General features: G+C 65.6%; 21 protein-coding genes. 7 read left to right on the forward strand and 14 right to left on the reverse strand.

All coding sequences use genetic code 11. From position 1 onward, the window contains the following. Nucleotides 1–66 precede the first annotated feature (66 nt). The gene (locus tag JL811_RS02285) at nt 67–1,083 is read left to right on the forward strand and encodes a hypothetical protein (RefSeq protein WP_202686691.1); all 1,017 of its coding nucleotides are present in this window, start codon (nt 67–69) and stop codon (nt 1,081–1,083) included. Between the two features lie 16 nt (nt 1,084–1,099). On the opposite strand, the gene JL811_RS02290 is transcribed toward JL811_RS02285, so the two are convergent. From JL811_RS02290 to JL811_RS02315, 6 genes are all read right to left on the reverse strand, one after another. Continuing rightward, on the reverse strand, nt 1,100–1,705 hold the full coding sequence (locus JL811_RS02290) for a GNAT family N-acetyltransferase (RefSeq protein WP_202686692.1): 606 nt from the start codon (nt 1,703–1,705) through the stop codon (nt 1,100–1,102). 6 nt (nt 1,706–1,711) lie between these two features. Next, nucleotides 1,712–2,326, reverse strand: a complete 615-nt coding sequence (locus tag JL811_RS02295) for a hypothetical protein (protein WP_202686693.1) — start codon at nt 2,324–2,326, stop codon at nt 1,712–1,714. Between the two features lie 97 nt (nt 2,327–2,423). After that, the gene (locus JL811_RS02300; protein WP_202686694.1) at nt 2,424–2,600 is read right to left on the reverse strand and encodes an aa3-type cytochrome c oxidase subunit IV; all 177 of its coding nucleotides are present in this window, start codon (nt 2,598–2,600) and stop codon (nt 2,424–2,426) included. Nucleotides 2,601–2,685: 85 nt separating this feature from the next. After that, nucleotides 2,686–3,267 carry a DUF6173 family protein gene (locus tag JL811_RS02305; RefSeq protein ID WP_337924699.1) on the reverse strand — a complete coding sequence of 194 codons (582 nt, stop codon included), beginning with the start codon at nt 3,265–3,267 and terminating at the stop codon, nt 2,686–2,688. Beyond that, entirely contained in the window at nt 3,264–4,223 is a 960-nt protein-coding gene (locus tag JL811_RS02310; RefSeq protein ID WP_202686695.1) for an MBL fold metallo-hydrolase, read from the reverse strand. The genes JL811_RS02305 and JL811_RS02310 overlap by 4 nt, the downstream gene beginning before the upstream one ends. Before the next feature lie 89 nt (nt 4,224–4,312). Further along, nucleotides 4,313–6,025, reverse strand: a complete 1,713-nt coding sequence (locus tag JL811_RS02315; RefSeq protein ID WP_202686696.1) for an acyl-CoA dehydrogenase — start codon at nt 6,023–6,025, stop codon at nt 4,313–4,315. A gap of 131 nt (nt 6,026–6,156) precedes the next feature. Here JL811_RS02315 and JL811_RS02320 point away from each other — a divergent pair, with 131 nt between their 5' ends. Continuing rightward, on the forward strand, nt 6,157–7,113 hold the full coding sequence (locus JL811_RS02320) for an L-threonylcarbamoyladenylate synthase (protein ID WP_202686697.1): 957 nt from the start codon (nt 6,157–6,159) through the stop codon (nt 7,111–7,113). Between the two features lie 37 nt (nt 7,114–7,150). Here JL811_RS02320 and JL811_RS02325 read toward each other — a convergent pair whose 3' ends face one another. Further along, on the reverse strand, nt 7,151–8,155 hold the full coding sequence (locus JL811_RS02325) for an NAD(P)H-quinone oxidoreductase (protein ID WP_237684733.1): 1,005 nt from the start codon (nt 8,153–8,155) through the stop codon (nt 7,151–7,153). Between the two features lie 66 nt (nt 8,156–8,221). Then, nucleotides 8,222–8,938 carry a COQ9 family protein gene (locus JL811_RS02330; protein ID WP_237684734.1) on the reverse strand — a complete coding sequence of 239 codons (717 nt, stop codon included), beginning with the start codon at nt 8,936–8,938 and terminating at the stop codon, nt 8,222–8,224. A 158-nt stretch (nt 8,939–9,096) separates the two neighbouring features. On the opposite strand from JL811_RS02330, the gene rpsU reads away from it, so the two are divergent. The 3 genes from rpsU (at nt 9,097) to pssA (ending at nt 11,096) form a co-directional block, all read left to right on the forward strand. Continuing rightward, nucleotides 9,097–9,303, forward strand: coding sequence for a 30S ribosomal protein S21 (rpsU, locus tag JL811_RS02335; protein WP_202686698.1), 207 nt, complete (start codon nt 9,097–9,099; stop codon nt 9,301–9,303). Nucleotides 9,304–9,638: 335 nt separating this feature from the next. After that, nucleotides 9,639–10,337, forward strand: a complete 699-nt coding sequence (locus JL811_RS02340; RefSeq protein ID WP_202686699.1) for a phosphatidylserine decarboxylase — start codon at nt 9,639–9,641, stop codon at nt 10,335–10,337. 3 nt (nt 10,338–10,340) lie between these two features. Beyond that, entirely contained in the window at nt 10,341–11,096 is a 756-nt protein-coding gene (pssA, locus tag JL811_RS02345) for a CDP-diacylglycerol--serine O-phosphatidyltransferase (protein ID WP_202686700.1), read from the forward strand. Here pssA and JL811_RS02350 read toward each other — a convergent pair. Beyond that, nucleotides 11,071–11,553 (reverse strand): Lrp/AsnC family transcriptional regulator, encoded by a 483-nt coding sequence (locus JL811_RS02350; RefSeq protein ID WP_237684735.1) that lies wholly within the window; start codon nt 11,551–11,553, stop codon nt 11,071–11,073. The genes pssA and JL811_RS02350 overlap by 26 nt on opposite strands. Before the next feature lie 116 nt (nt 11,554–11,669). On the opposite strand from JL811_RS02350, the gene ald reads away from it, so the two are divergent. Next, the gene (gene ald, locus JL811_RS02355) at nt 11,670–12,791 is read left to right on the forward strand and encodes an alanine dehydrogenase (protein WP_202686701.1); all 1,122 of its coding nucleotides are present in this window, start codon (nt 11,670–11,672) and stop codon (nt 12,789–12,791) included. Between the two features lie 58 nt (nt 12,792–12,849). Here ald and mscL read toward each other — a convergent pair whose 3' ends face one another. Both mscL and JL811_RS02365 read right to left on the reverse strand, forming a co-directional pair. Beyond that, the gene (mscL, locus tag JL811_RS02360) at nt 12,850–13,284 is read right to left on the reverse strand and encodes a large conductance mechanosensitive channel protein MscL (protein WP_202686702.1); all 435 of its coding nucleotides are present in this window, start codon (nt 13,282–13,284) and stop codon (nt 12,850–12,852) included. A gap of 165 nt (nt 13,285–13,449) precedes the next feature. Beyond that, nucleotides 13,450–14,091 (reverse strand): ribonuclease T2 family protein, encoded by a 642-nt coding sequence (locus tag JL811_RS02365; RefSeq protein WP_202686703.1) that lies wholly within the window; start codon nt 14,089–14,091, stop codon nt 13,450–13,452. Nucleotides 14,092–14,216: 125 nt separating this feature from the next. Here JL811_RS02365 and JL811_RS02370 point away from each other — a divergent pair, with 125 nt between their 5' ends. Beyond that, on the forward strand, nt 14,217–14,969 hold the full coding sequence (locus JL811_RS02370) for a DUF1013 domain-containing protein (RefSeq protein WP_202686704.1): 753 nt from the start codon (nt 14,217–14,219) through the stop codon (nt 14,967–14,969). A 120-nt stretch (nt 14,970–15,089) separates the two neighbouring features. Here JL811_RS02370 and recR read toward each other — a convergent pair whose 3' ends face one another. The 3 genes from recR to JL811_RS02385 are packed head-to-tail and all read right to left on the reverse strand — an operon-like array spanning nt 15,090 to nt 17,912. After that, nucleotides 15,090–15,689, reverse strand: coding sequence for a recombination mediator RecR (gene recR, locus JL811_RS02375; RefSeq protein ID WP_202686705.1), 600 nt, complete (start codon nt 15,687–15,689; stop codon nt 15,090–15,092). A gap of 18 nt (nt 15,690–15,707) precedes the next feature. Next, the gene (locus JL811_RS02380; RefSeq protein ID WP_202686706.1) at nt 15,708–16,052 is read right to left on the reverse strand and encodes a YbaB/EbfC family nucleoid-associated protein; all 345 of its coding nucleotides are present in this window, start codon (nt 16,050–16,052) and stop codon (nt 15,708–15,710) included. A 60-nt stretch (nt 16,053–16,112) separates the two neighbouring features. Beyond that, on the reverse strand, nt 16,113–17,912 hold the full coding sequence (locus JL811_RS02385; protein WP_202686707.1) for a DNA polymerase III subunit gamma/tau: 1,800 nt from the start codon (nt 17,910–17,912) through the stop codon (nt 16,113–16,115). Nucleotides 17,913–17,988 lie beyond the last annotated feature (76 nt).

A 17,988-nucleotide genomic window follows, 5' to 3' on the forward strand; every position in this document is an offset into this window, starting at 1 on the left:
GCCGGGCAGGTGGCGGGCAGGTCAGGTGGCGGGCCGGCGACAGCGGGCAGGGACAGGTGACCCGGGATGAGTGACGCAAAGGACAGCACGACGCCGATCGGCGTGACACCGACGCCCCCGGCGGCCGATGGTCGCCCCCTGTCCGAGATTGTTGCACTGCTGCTGGCTCTGGTCTGGGCCGGGGCGGTGGCGATGCAATTCGCGCTGGCCTCGGAAAGCGTGCTGACGGGGCCGCTCTCGATTCTGATGACCCTGCTGGTCGTCTTCCTGCCCCTGGCGCTGATTTGGGGCATCGTCTCAACCGCCCGGACGATCCGCGCGCTGCGGGATGAGGCTGCGCGCCTGCAGGTCACGGTTGATGCGATGCGCCATGCCTATGTCATCGGGCAGCAGACGGGCACCGCGAAACCCTCGGTCGAACGCAAGATCGAGGAAATCGCGGCAGCCCAGAAAAAGACCGAAAGCCAGCTTGCGATGTTCACCTCGCGCCGCGACACGGCGCTGAGCGTTCCTTCGGCGGATCGCAAGGCGGCGCTGTCGGTGCCGGTGGCCAATTCTGCCGATGAACAGCCCGCTTTGGCGCTTGGCACCCCGGCCGAGGATCTGCGCGCGCCGCTTTCGGTGGCCGATTTCGTGCGCGCCCTGCATTTTCCCGAAAGCCCCGATGACAAGGCGGGATTCCGCGCGCTGCGTCTGGCGCTGGAGGATCGCAAATCCTCACGCCTGATCCGCGCGGCGCAGGATGTGCTGACCCTTCTCAGTCAGGAGGGCATCTATATGGATGACCTCAAGCCCGAACGCTGCCGCCCCGAGATCTGGCGCCGGTTTGCCGCCGGTGAACGGGGCCGCGCGATTGCGGGGCTGGGTGGGGTGCGGGACCGGTCCAGCCTTGCGCTGACCGCCGCGCGGATGCGTGAGGACCCGGTTTTCCGCGACGCGGCCCATCACTTCCTGCGCAGTTTCGACCGCACCTTTGCCGAGTTCGAGACCAATGCATCGGATGCCGAACTCGCCGATCTGACCGAAACCCGCACTGCGCGGGCCTTCATGCTGTTCGGTCGGGTGACGGGGATATTCGACTGACCGCACGCATCGGCGGTCAGGGCCAGCGGTCATCATCCCCCAGCGGGCGCACCATCGCCAGACTGGCCTGAAAGCCGAAGGCATGACCGATCAGCCCCGCCCGGTCATGCCGCAACACGACAAATCCCAGCCGTTCATAAAGCGCCCTTGCGCGGCGGTTGGCGTCGATCACATCCAGCCGGATTGATCCATAACCCCGCGCGCGCCCTTCGGCAAAGACCGCCCGCATCAGGGCCGTGCCGATGCCCTGTCCGCGTGCGGGCCGTGCAACGCAGATCCCGTCCAGCAGGAATCGGCGGTTTTCCACCTCGCGCTGCAGATGGTTCAGCAGCGCGCCACGCCATAATCCACCCCATCGGCCATAGACCGCGCGCAGATCGGCGGCACTGCCGCCCGCAAAGGACCCCTCGGGCGATTTGAACCCGGCAAGGCCCAGCAGGCGGCCCGCATCATCCATGGCGTGAAAACAGTGGTCTGGCCGGATCGTGCGCGCCAGAAAGGCCAGCGCCTGATCCTCGGGGCCCAGAACGGCCCCCAGCTTGCCCCCGAAGGCGTCCCAGTAGATCTGCGCCGCCTCGGGGATCCGCGCCTTGGGCAGACCCCGCAGGATGGCGGCGCGCATCGGAACTTATTCCAGCCGGGGATCGCCCGCCTGCACCAGCAGGACACCATGATTGTCGTTGGTGTCATTGTCGGTATAGGTCTTTGAGCGCACGCCCGGGATCTGGCCGAAATCGGTCATCAGGCGGTCCGGGAACCACGAGGATCCAAGGTGTTCAAACCCGGGCAAGCCGCGCAGCACCGATGAGGTCGCGACCGTGCATTGCGCCTTGGGCACCGCGCCATAGGCCATGACCCGCTGCAGCGCCAGTTCCGCGACTTCGGGCGAGACCTCGATCACCTGTTCGACCACGTCATAGGTCTCGCGCGCATGGTAATCGATGTAGAAATCGACCATCAGCGGGGTCATGCCGAAATGCACGTCATTGCGTTCGGGCAGGCGTGGATGGTGCCATGTTCCGGCGGGATCGAACATCACACGCTGCGATCCGTTGATCATCAGCGCCGAATGGGCGCCGCTGCCGTCGCGGGTGGTCAGAACAGTGTAAAGCGTGATGGTCGCGGGGCCGGGATGGACATAGCGCGCAGCGGCGACATCCGTATCCGGGGCCCATTTCGGTTCGGCGGCCCCGCAGGCCCCGAGGATCAGAAGTGCCGCAAGGCACAGGAAGACGCGACGCATCGGATATCCTTGAAAATGGCTTGCAGCAGTCTGGCGCTTGGGGCCCGGTCCGGCGCAGGGTCCGGTCCGGCACCCCGCAAGGGCCGGAAAGGCGCGATCAGGCGTTCACAAGCGCCATGAAGACCAGAATGCCGATCGAGATGCCCGCACCCCATGTCGTCATGCGGACAAACCCGGCAAAGGTCTTTTCCTGAACGGAAATATCCATCGTGCCATGTTCATGTTCGGCTGCGTGCCCATGGTCATGCCCGTGATCATGCTTGTGGTCGGCCATCTGGTTCATCCCCTGTTCAGGTCGGTTTCCTGCGCTTTAGCCGATTCATCCCGGGCTGTCACGCAGGATGCGCGGCGGCGCGGCGTCATGTCCCGCCGGTTTTTCCGCCTTTGGCGGGATTTTTGTCGGCGGGCGGCTTTTCGGCGGGTGGCTTGGTGTCTGAACCGGCTTTGCCGCGTCCACGACGCACGGTCTGGGGGCGATCTGCGCCCTTCATCTCGGTCACAAGGCGGAACCCGATGCGGCGGGCGGGCTTTTCCTCGGGGCTTTCCTTGGCCACGGCAATCAGGGCGACATTCAACTGGGTCACATGCTGGATGACCTGCATCCGCTGTCCGCCCTGATTGCGCCCGTAAAAGGTGATGATATCGGGGTCGAAATGCCCGATTCCCTCGATCCGCAGCACGCCGGCCTCGTTTCCGGCATAGCCCATGGCGATTTCCTGATCGCGGTCCAGCTGTTCCTCAAAGTTCTTGAGATAAAGGATCAGGCGTTGATAGGCCCATTCGGCGGGGCTTTTCTGGCTGACGGGACGATCCGCCAGAACCTCGGGCAAGGGCTGTTCCTCGACCGTTTCAGGCGCCTCCGGGTCGCAATGCACGACGCGGGCCAGCGGCAGGGCCGTGCGCTCATGGGCTTCGGCAAGGGTTGCGATTTCATCGGTCATTGCGGTCCACCTGTCCGGGTCCAGCGCCATGCGCCATCGGCGCCCATGGTCCGCGCGATCTGCCCCAGATGCAAGAGGTGGTTGAGATGGGCCACGGCCTCAACCAGCGCCAGACCATAGGCATCGCCCTCGATCTGCCGCCCGAAAATCGGGATGAAACAGTCGCTTGCGCGGCGCGGTTCGGTCAGATGATCCAGCAGGCGGGCCAGCGCGCCCTCGTGATTCTCGATCATCTGGCGCAGGCGCAGGGGCAGGCCGGTGAAGGGCAATTTATGGCCCGGAAGCACCAGTTGACCGGGCTGCGCATGGGGCAGGAAGGCGCGGCAACTCTGCAGCCATTCGGCCAGCGGATCGGCCAGCGGTTCGGTCGGATAGACGCCGATATTGGCCGAGATCGAGGGCAAGAGCTGATCGCCGCCAATCACCAGCGGGCCGCCCATCTGCCACAGGGTCGCCTGTTCGGGCGCATGGCCGTCGCCGGTGCGCACCAGCCAGTCCCGCCCACCAAGGCGCAGCTGGTCACCCTGCCGGATGCGGGTGAATCCGGGCGGAAGCGGGGCCACCACATCGGCAAAATTGAAGGGGCGTTCGTTTCGGCGCTTTTCCAGCAGCGCCGGGTCCATTCCCGCGCCCTGCCAGAACGCGATCTGCTCCGGTGAAGGGCGGTCCTGTTCGTCCAGCACCAGCATCCGCGCATAGATCCATGCCGTCCGCGTGGTCAGAAGCTCTGCCCCTTTCGACTGAAACCAGCCTGCAAGACCGATATGGTCGGGGTGGTGATGGGTGACCAGCACCCGCGCGATGGGCCGCCCCGCCAGCGGCCCGGCCAGCAGGCTTTCCCAGACCGCGCGGGATTTACGGCTGTCAAAGCCGGTATCGACCAGCGTCCAGCCGTCGGGATCGTCCAGCGCGAAGACATTCACATGATCCAGCGCCATCGGCAAAGGCAGCCGCATCCACAGCACACCTTCCGCAACTTCAATCGCTGTTCCGGTGTCGGGCGGGCTGTCCCAGGGATATCTGATCCTGCCCGTCCGGTCCTGTTTCACGCCGCCAGATCCCCGTCGCTGAGCGCGTAAAGACCCGATGCCCCCTCGCGCATCTGCTGGATAAGCCCGCCATGGGCCGGAAGCAACCGTTTCACCGCGATCCGGGCCAGCCGGGTGCGGGGGCCGTCCTCGCCTTCGGCCATCGCGGCCTTCAGGTGACAATGCGCCCCCAGAACCAGCGCGAAGGCGCGCAAGTAAGGCACCGCCCCGGCAAAACGGTCGTTCATCTCCTGCGCGACCAGCCATTCGGTCGCCTCGCGCAGCGATTCGGCGGCATTCCAGACGGCGGTGGCCATATTGGGATAGGCGCCGCGCACCGAATGGGCGTTCTGTTCTACCTCTTCGATCAGGCGGAACGCCGCCTCACCGCCATCCATCATCTTGCGGCCCACCAGATCCATCGCCTGAATGCCGTTCGTGCCCTCATAGATCGCGGTGACGCGCACATCGCGCAAATATTGCGCCGCGCCGGTCTCCTCGATGAAGCCCATACCGCCATGCACCTGCAGGCCAAGGCTGGCGACCTCGATGCCGGTATCGGTGCCGAAGGCCTTGGCAATCGGCGTCAGCAGCGCCGCGCGGGCCTTCCATTCCGCCGATCCGGTCGCATTGCCCATGTCGATGGCAACCGCACAGGCCAAGGCGATGGCGCGGGCGGCAAAGGTCTGGGCCTTCATCTCGGCCAGCATGCGGCGCACATCGGCATGGGCCGCGATGGTTTCGGCCCCCGGCACCGGGGTCTTGCCCTGACGGCGCTCCATCGCATGGGCCAAAGCGTGCTGATAGGCCCCTTCGGCCACGGAAATGCCCTGCACCCCGACGCCAAGGCGGGCATTGTTCATCATGGTGAACATGGCCGCCATGCCCTTGTGCGGCTCGCCGACCAGCCAGCCTGTCGCCCCGTCATATTGCATCACCGCGGTGGGCGATCCGTGCAGGCCCATCTTGTGTTCAAGGCTGACCACGGCAAGGCTGTTGCGCGCGCCGGGATTGCCGTCGGCATCGGGCAGGAATTTCGGCACCATGAACAGGCTGATCCCCTTGGTGCCGGGTGCCCCGTCGGGCAGGCGGGCCAGCACCAGATGGCAAATATTGGCGGTGAAGTCGTTATCGGCCCATGAGATATAGATTTTCTGCCCGGTTATCGCATAGCTGCCATCGCCCTTGGGCTCGGCCTTGGTGCGCAGCGCGCCCACGTCCGACCCGGCCTGCGGTTCGGTCAGGTTCATCGTGCCGCACCATTCGCCCGAAACCAGTTTCGGGATATAAAGCGCCTTCATCTCATCGCTGGCATGATGTTCCAGCGCCTCGATCTGGCCTTGTGTCATCAGCGGGTTCAGTTGCAGCGACAGGCAGGCCGAGCCCATCATCTCATTCACCGCACTGGTCACGGTCATCGGCAGGCCCATGCCGCCGAATTCGGGATCGGCGGCGATGGAGACCCAGCCGCCTTCGACAATCGCGCGGTACCCTTCGGCAAATCCGGGGGAGGTGCGCACCACCCCGTTTTCCAGCCGCGCCGGATGCTGATCGCCCGGGCGCTGCAAGGGGGCCAGCACGGTTTCACACAGCTTTCCCGCCTCGGCCAGCACCGCCTCGACCGTATCCGCCGTCGCCTCGGCAAAGCGGTCAGTGGCGGTCACCTGATCGAAGCCCACGACATGATCGAGGATATAGCGAAAATCGCCGAGGGGCGCGCGGTAGGGCATGGGGGTCTCCTCTCCCGTTCAGGTGCGCTTGCTGCCGCACTTGGCAATCGGCAGGCGCGGCCTTAAGAGCCGTGTTGCGACCAAGAGTAACCCAAGGGCATTCCCCTTCAAGGCCAACGCTGCGTCACGACATGACCGAGACCCCGACCCTTTCCCCCGATGCCGAAGGGATCGCCCGCGCGGCGGGCCTGTTGTGCGATGGCGGTCTGGTCGCCTTTCCGACCGAAACCGTTTACGGGCTGGGGGGCGATGCGCGCGACGACCGGGCGGTGGCGCGGATCTTCGAGGCCAAGGGCAGGCCGCATTTCAACCCGCTGATCGTGCATCTGCCCGACCTTGCGGCGGTGGAACGGATCGCGCTGCTGGATGACCGCGCGCGCGCCGTGGCGGAACGGTTCTGGCCGGGGCCGCTGACGCTGGTGCTGCCGCTGCGGCCCGATGCGGGGATTTCACCTTTGGTGACGGCAGGGCTGAATTCGGTGGCGGTCCGTGTTCCCGTCCATCCGGTTGCGCAGGCGCTGCTGCGGGATTTCGGCGGACCGCTGGCCGCGCCCTCGGCCAATCCGTCGGGCCGCGTCTCACCGACCCGGGCCGCCCATGTGCTGGAGGGGCTGGCAGGGCGCATCGCGGCGGTGGTCGATGGCGGTGCCTGCGCCGTGGGGGTGGAAAGCACGATTCTGGGGCTTGTGGACACGCCGGTCCTGCTGCGTCCGGGCGGTGTCCCGGTCGAGGCGCTGGAGGCGTTGCTGGGACCGATTGCCAGCGGGGGGGATGCGGCGAAACCTTCCTCCCCCGGACAGCTTCTGTCGCATTACGCGCCCGAGGCGCCGGTGCGTCTGAACGTCACCGCACCCGAGGCGGGAATGCTGTTCGTCGGTTTCGGCCCGGGGGCAGGGCAGGGCGCGGGGGGCCTGAGCCTGTCGCCCTTGGGCGATCTGGTCGAGGCGGCGGCGGCGCTGTTCCATCTGCTGCGGCAGGCCGATGCGCTGGCGGCGGGCCGGGTGATCGGCTTTGCCCCGGTCCCCGAGACGGGGCTGGGCCGCGCGATCAATGACCGGCTGCGCCGCGCCGCAGCCCCGCGCGGCTGAGACAGATACACCGGCGCGGGCAGGGGACTGCTGTCGGTCAGTCGTCGTGATCGACACGCATCACGATCTTGCCGATATGGCCCGGGCTTTCGATCCGTCGATGCGCCTGGGGGGCGTCCTGCAGCGTGAAATCGCTGTCCATCACCGGGCGCAGCGCGCCCCGCGCAATCATCGGCCAGACATGGGTTTCAAGCTCGGTCGCCAGTCGCGCCTTGGCCAGATCCGATTGCGGGCGCAGGGTCGATCCGGTGATCGTCAGCCGCCGCGTCATCACTTCGGCAAAGTTCAGCTCGACCTTCGATCCGGTCAGAAAGGCGATCTGCACCAGTCGCCCGTCATCGGCCAGCGCCTTGATATTGCGCGGCAGATAGCTGCCACCGACCATGTCGAGGATCAGATCCGCGCCGTCTGCCGCGCGCATCCGGGCCGCGAAATCCTCATCCTTGTAATTGATCGCGACCTCGGCCCCCAGCGACAGGCAGGTTTCGCATTTTTCATCCGAACCGGCGGTGGCAAAGACCCGCGCGCCAAGTGCCCGCGCGATCTGGATGGCGGTCGTGCCGATGCCCGAGGTGCCGCCATGGACCAGAAACCGTTCTCCCCCTTTCAGACTGCCACGCTGCACCACATTGGTCCAGACCGTGAAACAGGTCTCGGGCAGGCAGGCCGCCTCACGCAGGGTCAGGCCCTCGGGGACCGGCAGGGCGTGATCGGCCCGGGTCAGCGCATATTGCGCATAGCCGCCGCCGGGCAGCAGCGCGCAGACCGCATCGCCCGGCCTCCAGCGCGTGACCCCCGGCCCCACTGCCGCGACATGGCCCGCGCATTCCAGCCCCGGCAGGGCCGAGGCATTGGCGGGCGGATTGTAAAGCCCCGCCCGCTGCAGCGCATCGGGGCGGTTCACCCCGGCCCATGCGACGCGGATCACGATCTGGCCATGGCCGGGCACCGGCACTGGCACGGTGATCGGGCGCAGCACCTCGGGCCCGCCGGGCTGGGCGATTTCCATGGCCTGCATCGCTTCGGGGAGGGAGGCTGTCATAATGGGGTTCTTCCTTCATTCCTGCGGGGGGCCAGTAATTGCGGGGCCTGTTCTTCCGGTGCCGGATCAGCGCCAGCGTCCGGGCAGGGCCTCTGCCGGGTCTTTCTCAGCGGGGTGGGGGGCTACGGGATCGGCTTCGCGCGCTCCGGGCCGGTTGCGCATTATTCGCGCCAGCGGATTGTCGCGCAGCCCCGCCTTGAATTTTTCGATCCGCATGACATCGGCGATGCGGCGGTCGATGAATTCGGCGGTCGCGGCCTGTCCGGCGCTGCCATCGCCCAGCCAGTAGAGTACGGTTGCCCCATAGACCGCCGAAAGCGCCGCGCGTTTCGAATACCAGTTCAGATCGCGGGATGTGTCGCCAAGCGCATGCCAGATCGCATCGGCCGTGCCCCAGAGCGCGCGCGCCCCTTCGCCCGCATGATGCGGCAGGGCAAACAGCGTCATCCCGCGCCGCACCGTCTCGGGGTCGTCGATCACCTCAAGCCTTGTGCGGATCGCAAAGGCGACCTTTTCACTGTAGCGCATACCGGTCAGGTCGGCGGCCTCCATCCGTTCGGCCATGCGCGCATCGCCCGCCCGGTGAAAGGCCAGCGCCAGATCAAGCCCGCCCCGTGGGTAAAGGGCGCGGGCCAGTGCCTCGGGCTGACCCGATTCTGTGATGGCCGCGCGAAATGTGGCCTCGGACCAGCCGTCAAAGGCCACATGGGGCAGGGCGGCCTCAAGGATCGCGGCCCCGGCCCGTGCCATTCCGTCCTGTTCCTGCGTCCCTGAATCCTGCATTCTGATCCTCCTTGCCGTGCCCCGAACCTGCCGCGAACCTGCCCCGCATCTGCGCTGCATCCGCCGCCTGCGCGGGTGGACAGGTCTTTTGCAGTTTGATATAGGCCGCGAGCCTGCACAATCGTGCAAATTCAACTTAGGAAGGTGGTGACAACCACATGCAGGTCAGCGTTCGTGACAATAACGTCGAACAGGCCCTCCGCGCCCTGAAGAAAAAACTTCAGCGTGAAGGCGTGTTTCGCGAAATGAAGCTCAAGCAACATTTCGAGAAGCCCTCCGTCAAGAGAGCCCGGGAGCAAGCCGAAGCTATCCGCCGTGCGCGCAAACTCGCGCGCAAGAAGGCGCAACGCGAAGGCGCGCTTTAAGGTCGCAAGACGTGATGCGATGCTGGGACGGGCGACCGTCCTGACGATCAACCCCCGATGCCGCAGGGCGCCGGGGGTTTTTCATTGCGCGCCGGCCGGGGGGCGTCGGAAGGCTGCCCCGACCTGCACGGGTTTTGGCAGGAGGGGGCGCTGCCCCCTCTTTGGCTTTGCCAAATTCACCCCCGGGATATTTTGGGACAGAAAAAGGAGAGCGGCCCGGAGCCTTGTGCGGCCGCCCGGTGTCCGGGCGGGCCTTTGATTGTGGGGGGGCTTTTGGTTGTCTTGTCGCAGGAAGCGTGTAAAACGGCGCTTTCCATCCTGACGAAAGGTCGCCGATGTCCGCCAGCATGATGTCCACCGTTCTGAAGCCCATGCATCGCGAGGGCTGGAAATTTGTGCCGGTCTTCGGCGCGGTCACGGTGCTGCTGTTTCTGCTGTGGCAACCCTTGGGCTGGATCGGGGTCGGACTGACGCTCTGGTGTTATTATTTCTTCCGCGATCCGAAGCGGGTGACGCCGCTGCGTGAGGGGCTGGTGATTTCACCTGCCGACGGGGTGATATCGCTGATCGAACCGGCCGCACCGCCGCCCGAACTGGGCATGGGGGCCGAACCGCTGACGCGGGTTTCGGTGTTCATGAATGTGTTCAACTGCCATGTGAACCGGGCGCCGGTGCCCGGACGGATCACGAAAATCGCCTATCGTCCGGGCAAGTTTCTCAATGCCTCGCTGGACAAGGCCAGCGTCGACAATGAACGCAATGCGCTGGTCCTGCGGATGGAGGACGGGCGCGATGTCGCCGTGGTGCAGATCGCCGGTCTGGTCGCGCGGCGCATCCTGTGCGAGGTGCCCGAGGGCGCGGTGCTGCAGACCGGGGACCGGTTCGGCATGATCCGTTTCGGATCGCGGGTCGATGTCTATCTGCCGCAGGGGGTGGAGCCGCTGGTCTGTCTGGGCCAGACCATGGTGGCGGGCGAAACCGTGCTGGCCGATCTGACCTCGGGTGAGCCGCGCCGCACGGGGCGGGAGCGCTGAGCGATGGCCGAGCGCAAGCGCGAGACCCTCAGCCTTGTGATGCTTCTGCCCAATATGGTCACGATCCTTGGGCTGTGCGCGGGGCTGACGTCGATCCGTTTCGTGCTGGTGGGGCGCTATGACATTGCGGCGATGCTACTGGTCTTTGCGGCGCTGATCGACGGGCTGGACGGGCTGCTGGCGCGGCGGCTGAACGCTGCAAGTTCGATCGGGGGCGAATTGGACAGCCTGTCGGATTTCGTCAATTTCGGCGTGGCCCCGGCGATTCTGGTCTTTCAGTTTGCCCTTGCCCGCGATTTTGCGACCGGCTGGATGTTCGTGCTGATCTATGCCTGCTGCTGTTGCCTGCGGCTGGCGCGGTTCAACGTCACGCGGGATGTACCGCTGCCGGTGGGGGCCAAGCCCTTCTTTCTGGGGGTTCCGGCCCCGGGCGGGGCGATGCTGGCGCTTTTGCCGCTGTTCCTGACGCAATACGGCGTGGTCGATGCGCGCCAGCATCCGTTTCTCTACGGGCTGTGGATGGCGCTTGTCGCATGGCTGATGATCTCGAAAGTGCCGACGCCCTCATCGAAATCGCTGCGCATTCCGCGCGACAAGTCGGTGCTGGTCCTTCTGGGTGCTGCCGTAATCGTCGGGCTGATGGTGACGCGCTTCTGGCTCTTGCTGTCGCTTCTGGATATCGCCTATGCGGCGTTGATCCTTTACGCGGTTCTGAACCATGTCCGACGCCGCCTCAGACGGCAATCGCGGTCGTCCTGACCACGGTGCGCAGCGCGAAGGAGGACTGCATCTGCGCCACGCCGGGCAGGCGCGACAGATATTGCCGGTGAATGCGGGAGTAATCCTCGGAATCGCGGGCGATGATCTTCAGCAGATAATCCGCCGCCCCCGCCATCAGATGACATTCCAGCAGGTCGGGCAGGCGCGCGACCTCACGCTCGAAAGCGTCCATCAGCTCTTCGGTCTGGCCTTGCAGGGTGATCTCGACGAACACAGTCGTCGGCCTGCCCATACGCCGCGCGTCCAGAAGCGCCACATAGCCCGAGATGAAACCGTCCTGTTCCAGACGCTGCACCCGTCTGTGGCAGGCAGAGGGTGAAAGGTTCACGCGTTCGGAAAGTTCGGCGTTTGTGACGCGCCCTTCGCGCTGAAGTGCGGTCAGGATGCGGCGGTCTGTTGCGTCAAGCTCGGGTTCCAGGGGTAATCCTTTCGTCAACTGGCACTTCTACAGAACAATCTTCGTCAAACGCAGAATGACGCGCCCGAGAATTCAAAGCAATCCCTCTTGATGCGCGCAAGGATGGAAGGAGAAGCACAACAGGGAGAAACAAAATGCTGATCGGTTGTCCCAAAGAGATCAAGCCACAGGAATTCCGGGTCGGCATGACGCCCGATGCTGCGCATGAGGCCGTGGCCCATGGCCACAAGGTGCTGATCGAGACCGCAGCCGGGCTTGGCGCGGGATTTACCGATGACGATTACCGCGCGGCGGGTGCCGCCATTGCGGAAACGGCCGAACAGGTCTTTGCCGAGGCGGAAATGGTGGTGAAGGTGAAGGAACCGCAGGCCGTAGAACGCAAGCGCCTGCGCGCCGGTCAGGTGCTGTTCACCTATCTGCATCTGGCCCCCGATCCCGACCAGACGCGTGATCTGCTGGACAGCGGCGTGACGGCAATCGCCTATGAGACCGTGACCGACCGTCAGGGCGGGCTGCCGCTGCTGGCCCCGATGTCCGAGGTGGCGGGCCGTCTTGCGCCGCAGGTCGGGGCATGGACGCTGCAAAAGGCCAATGGCGGGCGCGGGGTTCTGATGGGCGGCGTGCCCGGCGTGGGGCCCGCACGGGTGCTGGTCATCGGCGGCGGGGTCGTGGGCACCCATGCCGCCCGGATCGCCGCCGGAATGGGCGCGGAGGTAACCGTGCTGGACCGTTCGCTGATCCGGCTGCGCTATCTTGATGATGTGTTCGGCGGACAGTTCAGGACCGGCTATGCCACGGCGGGCCGCACCGCCGATCTGGCGCGCGAGGCGGATATGATCATCGGCGCGGTGCTGATCCCCGGCGCGGCGGCGCCCAAGCTGATTTCCCGCGCGCAGCTCGCCGATCTGAAACCCGGCGCGGCGCTGGTCGATGTCGCCATTGATCAGGGCGGTTGTTTCGAGACCTCCCGCGCCACCACGCATGAGGATCCGGTCTATGACGTGGATGGCATCATGCATTACTGCGTGGCCAATATGCCGGGGGCGGTGGCGCGCACCTCGACGCTGGCACTGGGCAATGCGACGCTGCCCTTCCTGCTGGCGCTGGCCGACAAGGGCTGGCGGCAGGCCTGCGCTGATGACCCGCATCTGCTGGCGGGCCTCAACACCCATGCGGGCAAGCTGACCTATGCCGCGGTGGGGGAGGCGCTGGGCCTGCCCGTGCAGGACCCGCAAGAGGCGCTGCGCGCCGCCTGAACGAAAAACGCCCGCCGGACCGTTCCGGCGGGTGGATTTCAGGGCCGGTTCCGGTGGATCAGCTCTTGGCCGCCAGCAGGTCGCGGATCTGGGTCAGCAGTTCCTCTTGCGTCGGGCCCGAGGGCGCAGAGGGCACGGCCTGATCTTTCTTCACGGCCGAATCCTTGATGCGGTTCACGAATTTGACCAGCATGAAGACCACGAAGGCGATGATCAGGAAGTTGATACAGGCGGTGATGAAGGCGCCATAGGCAAAGACGGCGGCCCCGGATTCGCGCGCGGTTTCCAGCCCGACATTGTCAGGCACGGTGCCGCTCATCACGACATACATGTTGGTGAAGTCGATCCCGCCGAGGATCAGACCGATGATCGGGTTGATCAGATCGCCGACCAGTGAACTGACGATCGCAGTGAAGGCGGCACCGATGATGATGCCGACCGCCAGATCCATCACATTGCCCTTGGCGATGAAGGCCTTGAATTCCTGAAGCATGGTCTCTGTCCCTTGCTATGCCTTTTCCGGCTCTTTGCGTGTTGTGACATGCCGCAGGCCCCAGTGGCGGGTGCGGCGCTTTCGATGCGCGCAATATGGCATGGAATCGCGCAACCGACAGGGGAAAATCTTTGGCGCAGACGCACCGAAACTGCCGCGATGCAATCAGCGCAGCGCGTTCAGCCCGGCATCGGGCAGGGTGCAGTCCCGCCGCACATCACGCCCGCAGTCGCGCGGCTCAAGGTCGCGGGTCAGGCAGATGCGCACCTCCTGAACCAACCCTGCGCGGCAGGTCACCGTGACCATGTCGCGGGTCAGCCGGGGATCGGCCTCAAGAAAGGCATCCTCGATCACGCGGGCGGGCAGCTCCAGATCCTGCGTGACCTTGGAAAACACCTCGGGCATCCGAACGGCATCAAACGCGTCGCGCGACAGGGCGAAATAATCCTGCGGGGGCAACCCGCTGCAGCGGCCATGTTTTTTCCACTGATACCAGGCCAGCCCGCCGCTGCCCATGATATCGGCCATGGCGGCACTTTCGCGGCGGGACGGGTCACGCTGGCCCGTGCGGCACCATTCCGGCCAGCCGGTTTCGTGCTGCGGCCAGAGCCCGTGCAGGGTGAATCCCAGATCGCGGCCCGGAAGGCACTGGTCCTCGCCACGCGCGTCACCCTCCAGCGCGCACCAGTTGGATGACCAACTGAGTGCCATCACATAATAGTCGAAATCCCCCGCCCGGTCCGGTTGCGCTGCTACCGGACCTGCCAAAAGCGTGACAATCCCTGCCACTACCGCAAATAGACGCATTTTCTCTTTCCTCCGGCCCGTTCAGCCATTATATGCAGCCCGGACTTCCCCGAAAACGAGAAGACGCGAGGCCCTGCCCGCAGCCGTTTTCCCGGCATGGGGAGGAATTGTAAAGGAGTGTCCCGATGTCGAAACCCCTGATGTCCAAGGCGACCGCCGTCTGGCTGGTGGACAACACGACCCTGACCTTCCAGCAGGTCGCGGATTTCTGCGGAATGCATGAACTGGAAGTGCAGGGCATCGCCGATGGCGACGTGGCGACCGGGGTCAAGGGCTTCGATCCCGTGGCCAACAACCAGCTTGAAGCGATCGAGATCGAGCGCGGTCAGGCCAATCCGTCCTATCGGCTGAAGCTGAAATACAACGCGGCCGCCGTGGGTGAGGAAAAACGCCGCGGCCCGCGTTACACCCCGCTGTCCAAGCGGCAGGACCGCCCGGCGGCAATCCTGTGGCTGGTGAAGTTCCACCCCGAACTGACCGATGGTCAGGTGGGCAAGCTGGTCGGCACCACCAAGCCCACGATTCAGTCGATCCGGGAACGGAGCCACTGGAACATTGCCAATATCAGCCCCATTGACCCAGTTGCCTTGGGCCTGTGCCGCCAGTCGGAACTGGATGCCGCCGTGCAGGTGGCCGCACGGCGCAAGGCCTCCGAAGGGTCGGTCATGTCGGATGACGAACGGCGCAAGCTGGTGTCCACCGAACAAAGCCTTGGCATGGCACCCGAGCCGAAGATCCCGTCTTCCATCGCCGGGCTGGAAAACTTCTCGCTGAGCGAGCAGGAAGAAAAGGCAGCCGATTATTCGGATGCCGACAGCTTCTTCAACCTGCCCGAAGCGGATGAGGATGAGGACGACGAGGACAGCCCGGTCCGGTGATCCCGGGGCGCAGGGTAGGTTTCGGGTCGCATGATCCGCGCCAAGCCAGGAAATGCACAAAGGCCCCGGAGCGCTCCGGGGCCTTTGCCGTTCCGGGCGGACAGGATCAGCGCTTGGCGGTCAGAGCTTGCGCCGCGCGCGCAAGGCGGCCCCGATCGTGCCATCGTCAAGGTAATCCAGTTCTCCGCCCACGGGCACGCCCCGGGCCAGTGAACTGACCTCAACCCCCGAAGGCTCCAGCGCCTCGGCGATGTAATGCGCGGTGGTCTGGCCGTCGACGGTGGCATTCAGCGCAAGGATCACCTCACGCTGGCCTTCCTGCTGCACCCGGGTCAGCAATTCGGGGATGCGCAGTTCATCGGGCCCGACCGCGTCCAGCGGCGACAGGGTGCCGCCCAGCACATGATAACGCCCCTTGAAGGCGCCGCCGCGTTCCATCGCCCAAAGATCGGCAACATCCTCGACCACGCAGATCTCGCCCGTCTCCCGGGCCGGATCGGCGCAGATCGCGCAGATCTCGCCCGCGCCGATATTGCCGCAGATCGTGCATTCGCGCGCGCTTTGGGCCACCTGCGCCATGGCGCGGGCCAAGGGTTCCATCACCGAGCCGCGTTTCTTCAACAGCAGCAGCACCGCACGCCGGGCCGAACGCGGCCCGAGACCGGGCAGCCGGGCCATCAGGTCGATCAGATGTTCGATATCGCGCGGCGTTTCGGTCATTTGTCAGATCTGCATCGTTCAGAAGGGCAGTTTCATGCCCGGCGGCAGACCCAGCCCTTCGGTCAGCTTTTCCATCTCGCTGCGCGAGCGTTCGGCAGCTTTGCCCTGTGCATCCTTGATTGCGGCAAGGATCAGATCCTCGACCACTTCCTTTTCCGAGGCGACGAAGATCGAAGGGTCGATCTCAAGCCCTGTCAGTTCACCCTTGGCGGTGGCACGGGCGCGCACCAGTCCCGCACCGCTTTCGCCGATCACGACGATGCTGGCCAGATCGTCCTGCATCTGCGCCATCTTCGTCTGCATTTCCTGTGCGGTCTTCATCATCTTGGCCATATCGCCAAGCCCGCCCAAACCTTTCAGCATTCTGCCTCTCCATCGTTTCCTGCGGCCCTGACGGCCATGCAGCCCTGTTCCGTTCCGGGTTCAGCCCTCTTCGAACGGATCCCATTCATCCTCGACCTCCGGCAGGGCCTCGGCGGCGGCCTCGATCTGCGGTTTGCGGATCTCGCGGATCTTCGCGCCCGGAAAGGCCGCGATCACCGCCTGCACCAGCGGATTTTCCGCCATCACCCGCGCGCGGGCTGCCGCCTCATCGCCGTCGCGGGTTTGGGCGATGGTCGCCGCACCGCCCGAATTGACCAGCGTGACGGCCCAGCGGCTGCGGGTCCAGTTCTGCAATTGCTGCGCCAGACGGGCGGCCAGATCGCGCGGCGCGTCGTCGGTCGGCTGGAACTCGATCCGCCCGGGCGAATATTTCGCCAGCCGCAGGCAGGTTTCTACCTCGACCAGCAGTTTCACGTCGCGCCGGTCGCGGATCAGGTCGACGACATGATCGAAACTGACAAAACCGGCCAGCCCCGGGGCCTCCTGCGCGGCGAGTGCCGGTTGCGCGCCCGACATCGTGGCGCCCATCGCCGGGCCGCGCGGCGGGGCCATCGCGGGGCCCATGGCACCCGTTCGCGCCGCATGGGTCATCCCGCCCCCGCCGCCCCCTGCCGGGGCGCCGCCGCCCGCAGGCGGGTTGGGGGGCGGGGCAGGCGGCGGGGCCTCGGATTGCAGGCGGCGGATCAGGGTTTCGGGATCGGGCAGATCGGCCACATGGGTCATGCGGATCACCGCCATCTCGGCGGCCATCATCGCATTGGGCGCGATCCCCACCTCTTCCAGCGCCTTGAGCAGCATCTGCCACAGCCGCGACAGCACCCGCATCGGCAGACGGCCAGCCATGTCCAGCCCGCGCGTGCGTTCATCGGGGGGCGTGGTCGGGTCATCGGCGGCCTCGGGCGTGATTTTCAGTACGGAAACCCAATGCGCGATTTCCGCCAGATCGCGCAGCACCGCCATCGGATCGGCCCCGGCGGCATATTGGCCCGACAGTTCCGCCAGTGCCGCCGCCGCATCGCCCCGCAACACCATGTCAAAGAGATCCAGCGTGCGGCCCCGGTCGGCTAGCCCCAGCATGGCGCGGACCTGTTCGGCGCTGGTTTCGCCCGCACCATGGGCAATCGCCTGATCCATCAGGCTCATTGCATCGCGGACAGATCCTTCGGCGGCGCGGGTGATCAAGGCCAGCGCCTCGGGGGCAAGGCTTGCGCCCTCCAGCCCGGCCACGCGGGCAAGATGGGTCATCATCACCTCTGGTTCAATCCGGCGCAGATCAAATCGCTGGCAGCGTGACAGCACGGTGACCGGAACCTTGCGGATCTCGGTGGTGGCGAAAATGAATTTCACATGGGCGGGCGGTTCCTCAAGCGTCTTCAGCAGCGCGTTGAACGCGCCGGTGGACAGCATGTGGACCTCGTCGATGATATAGATCTTGTAGCGCGCCGAGGCCGCCCGGTAGTGAACGGAATCAATGACTTCGCGGATATTGGCCACCCCGGTATTCGAGGCCGCATCCATTTCCAGCACATCGACATGCCGGCCTTCGGCTATCGCGCGGCAGGGCTCACAGACCCCGCAGGGTTCGGTTGTCGGGCCGCCGGTTCCATCAGGGCCGATGCAGTTCAGCCCCTTGGCCACGATCCGCGCCGTTGTCGTCTTGCCCACCCCCCGCACGCCCGTCAGCATGAAGGCATGGGCGATCCGGTCGGCGGCAAAGGCGTTTTTCAGCGTGCGCACCATCGCCTCTTGCCCGATCAGATCGGCAAAGGTGGCGGGGCGGTATTTCCGGGCCAGAACCTGATAGGCAGGCGGCGCGGTCATGGGGGGGCTGTCGGTCATGCGCTTCCGGAAGATTCGATACCGCGTCACGTTAGGCCGGGACAGTCCCCGCGTCCACCCGACCCGGGGCCTGCCA

Origin of the sequence: Szabonella alba (assembly GCF_016765775.1) — a bacterium.
GTDB lineage: Bacteria > Pseudomonadota > Alphaproteobacteria > Rhodobacterales > Rhodobacteraceae > Szabonella > Szabonella alba.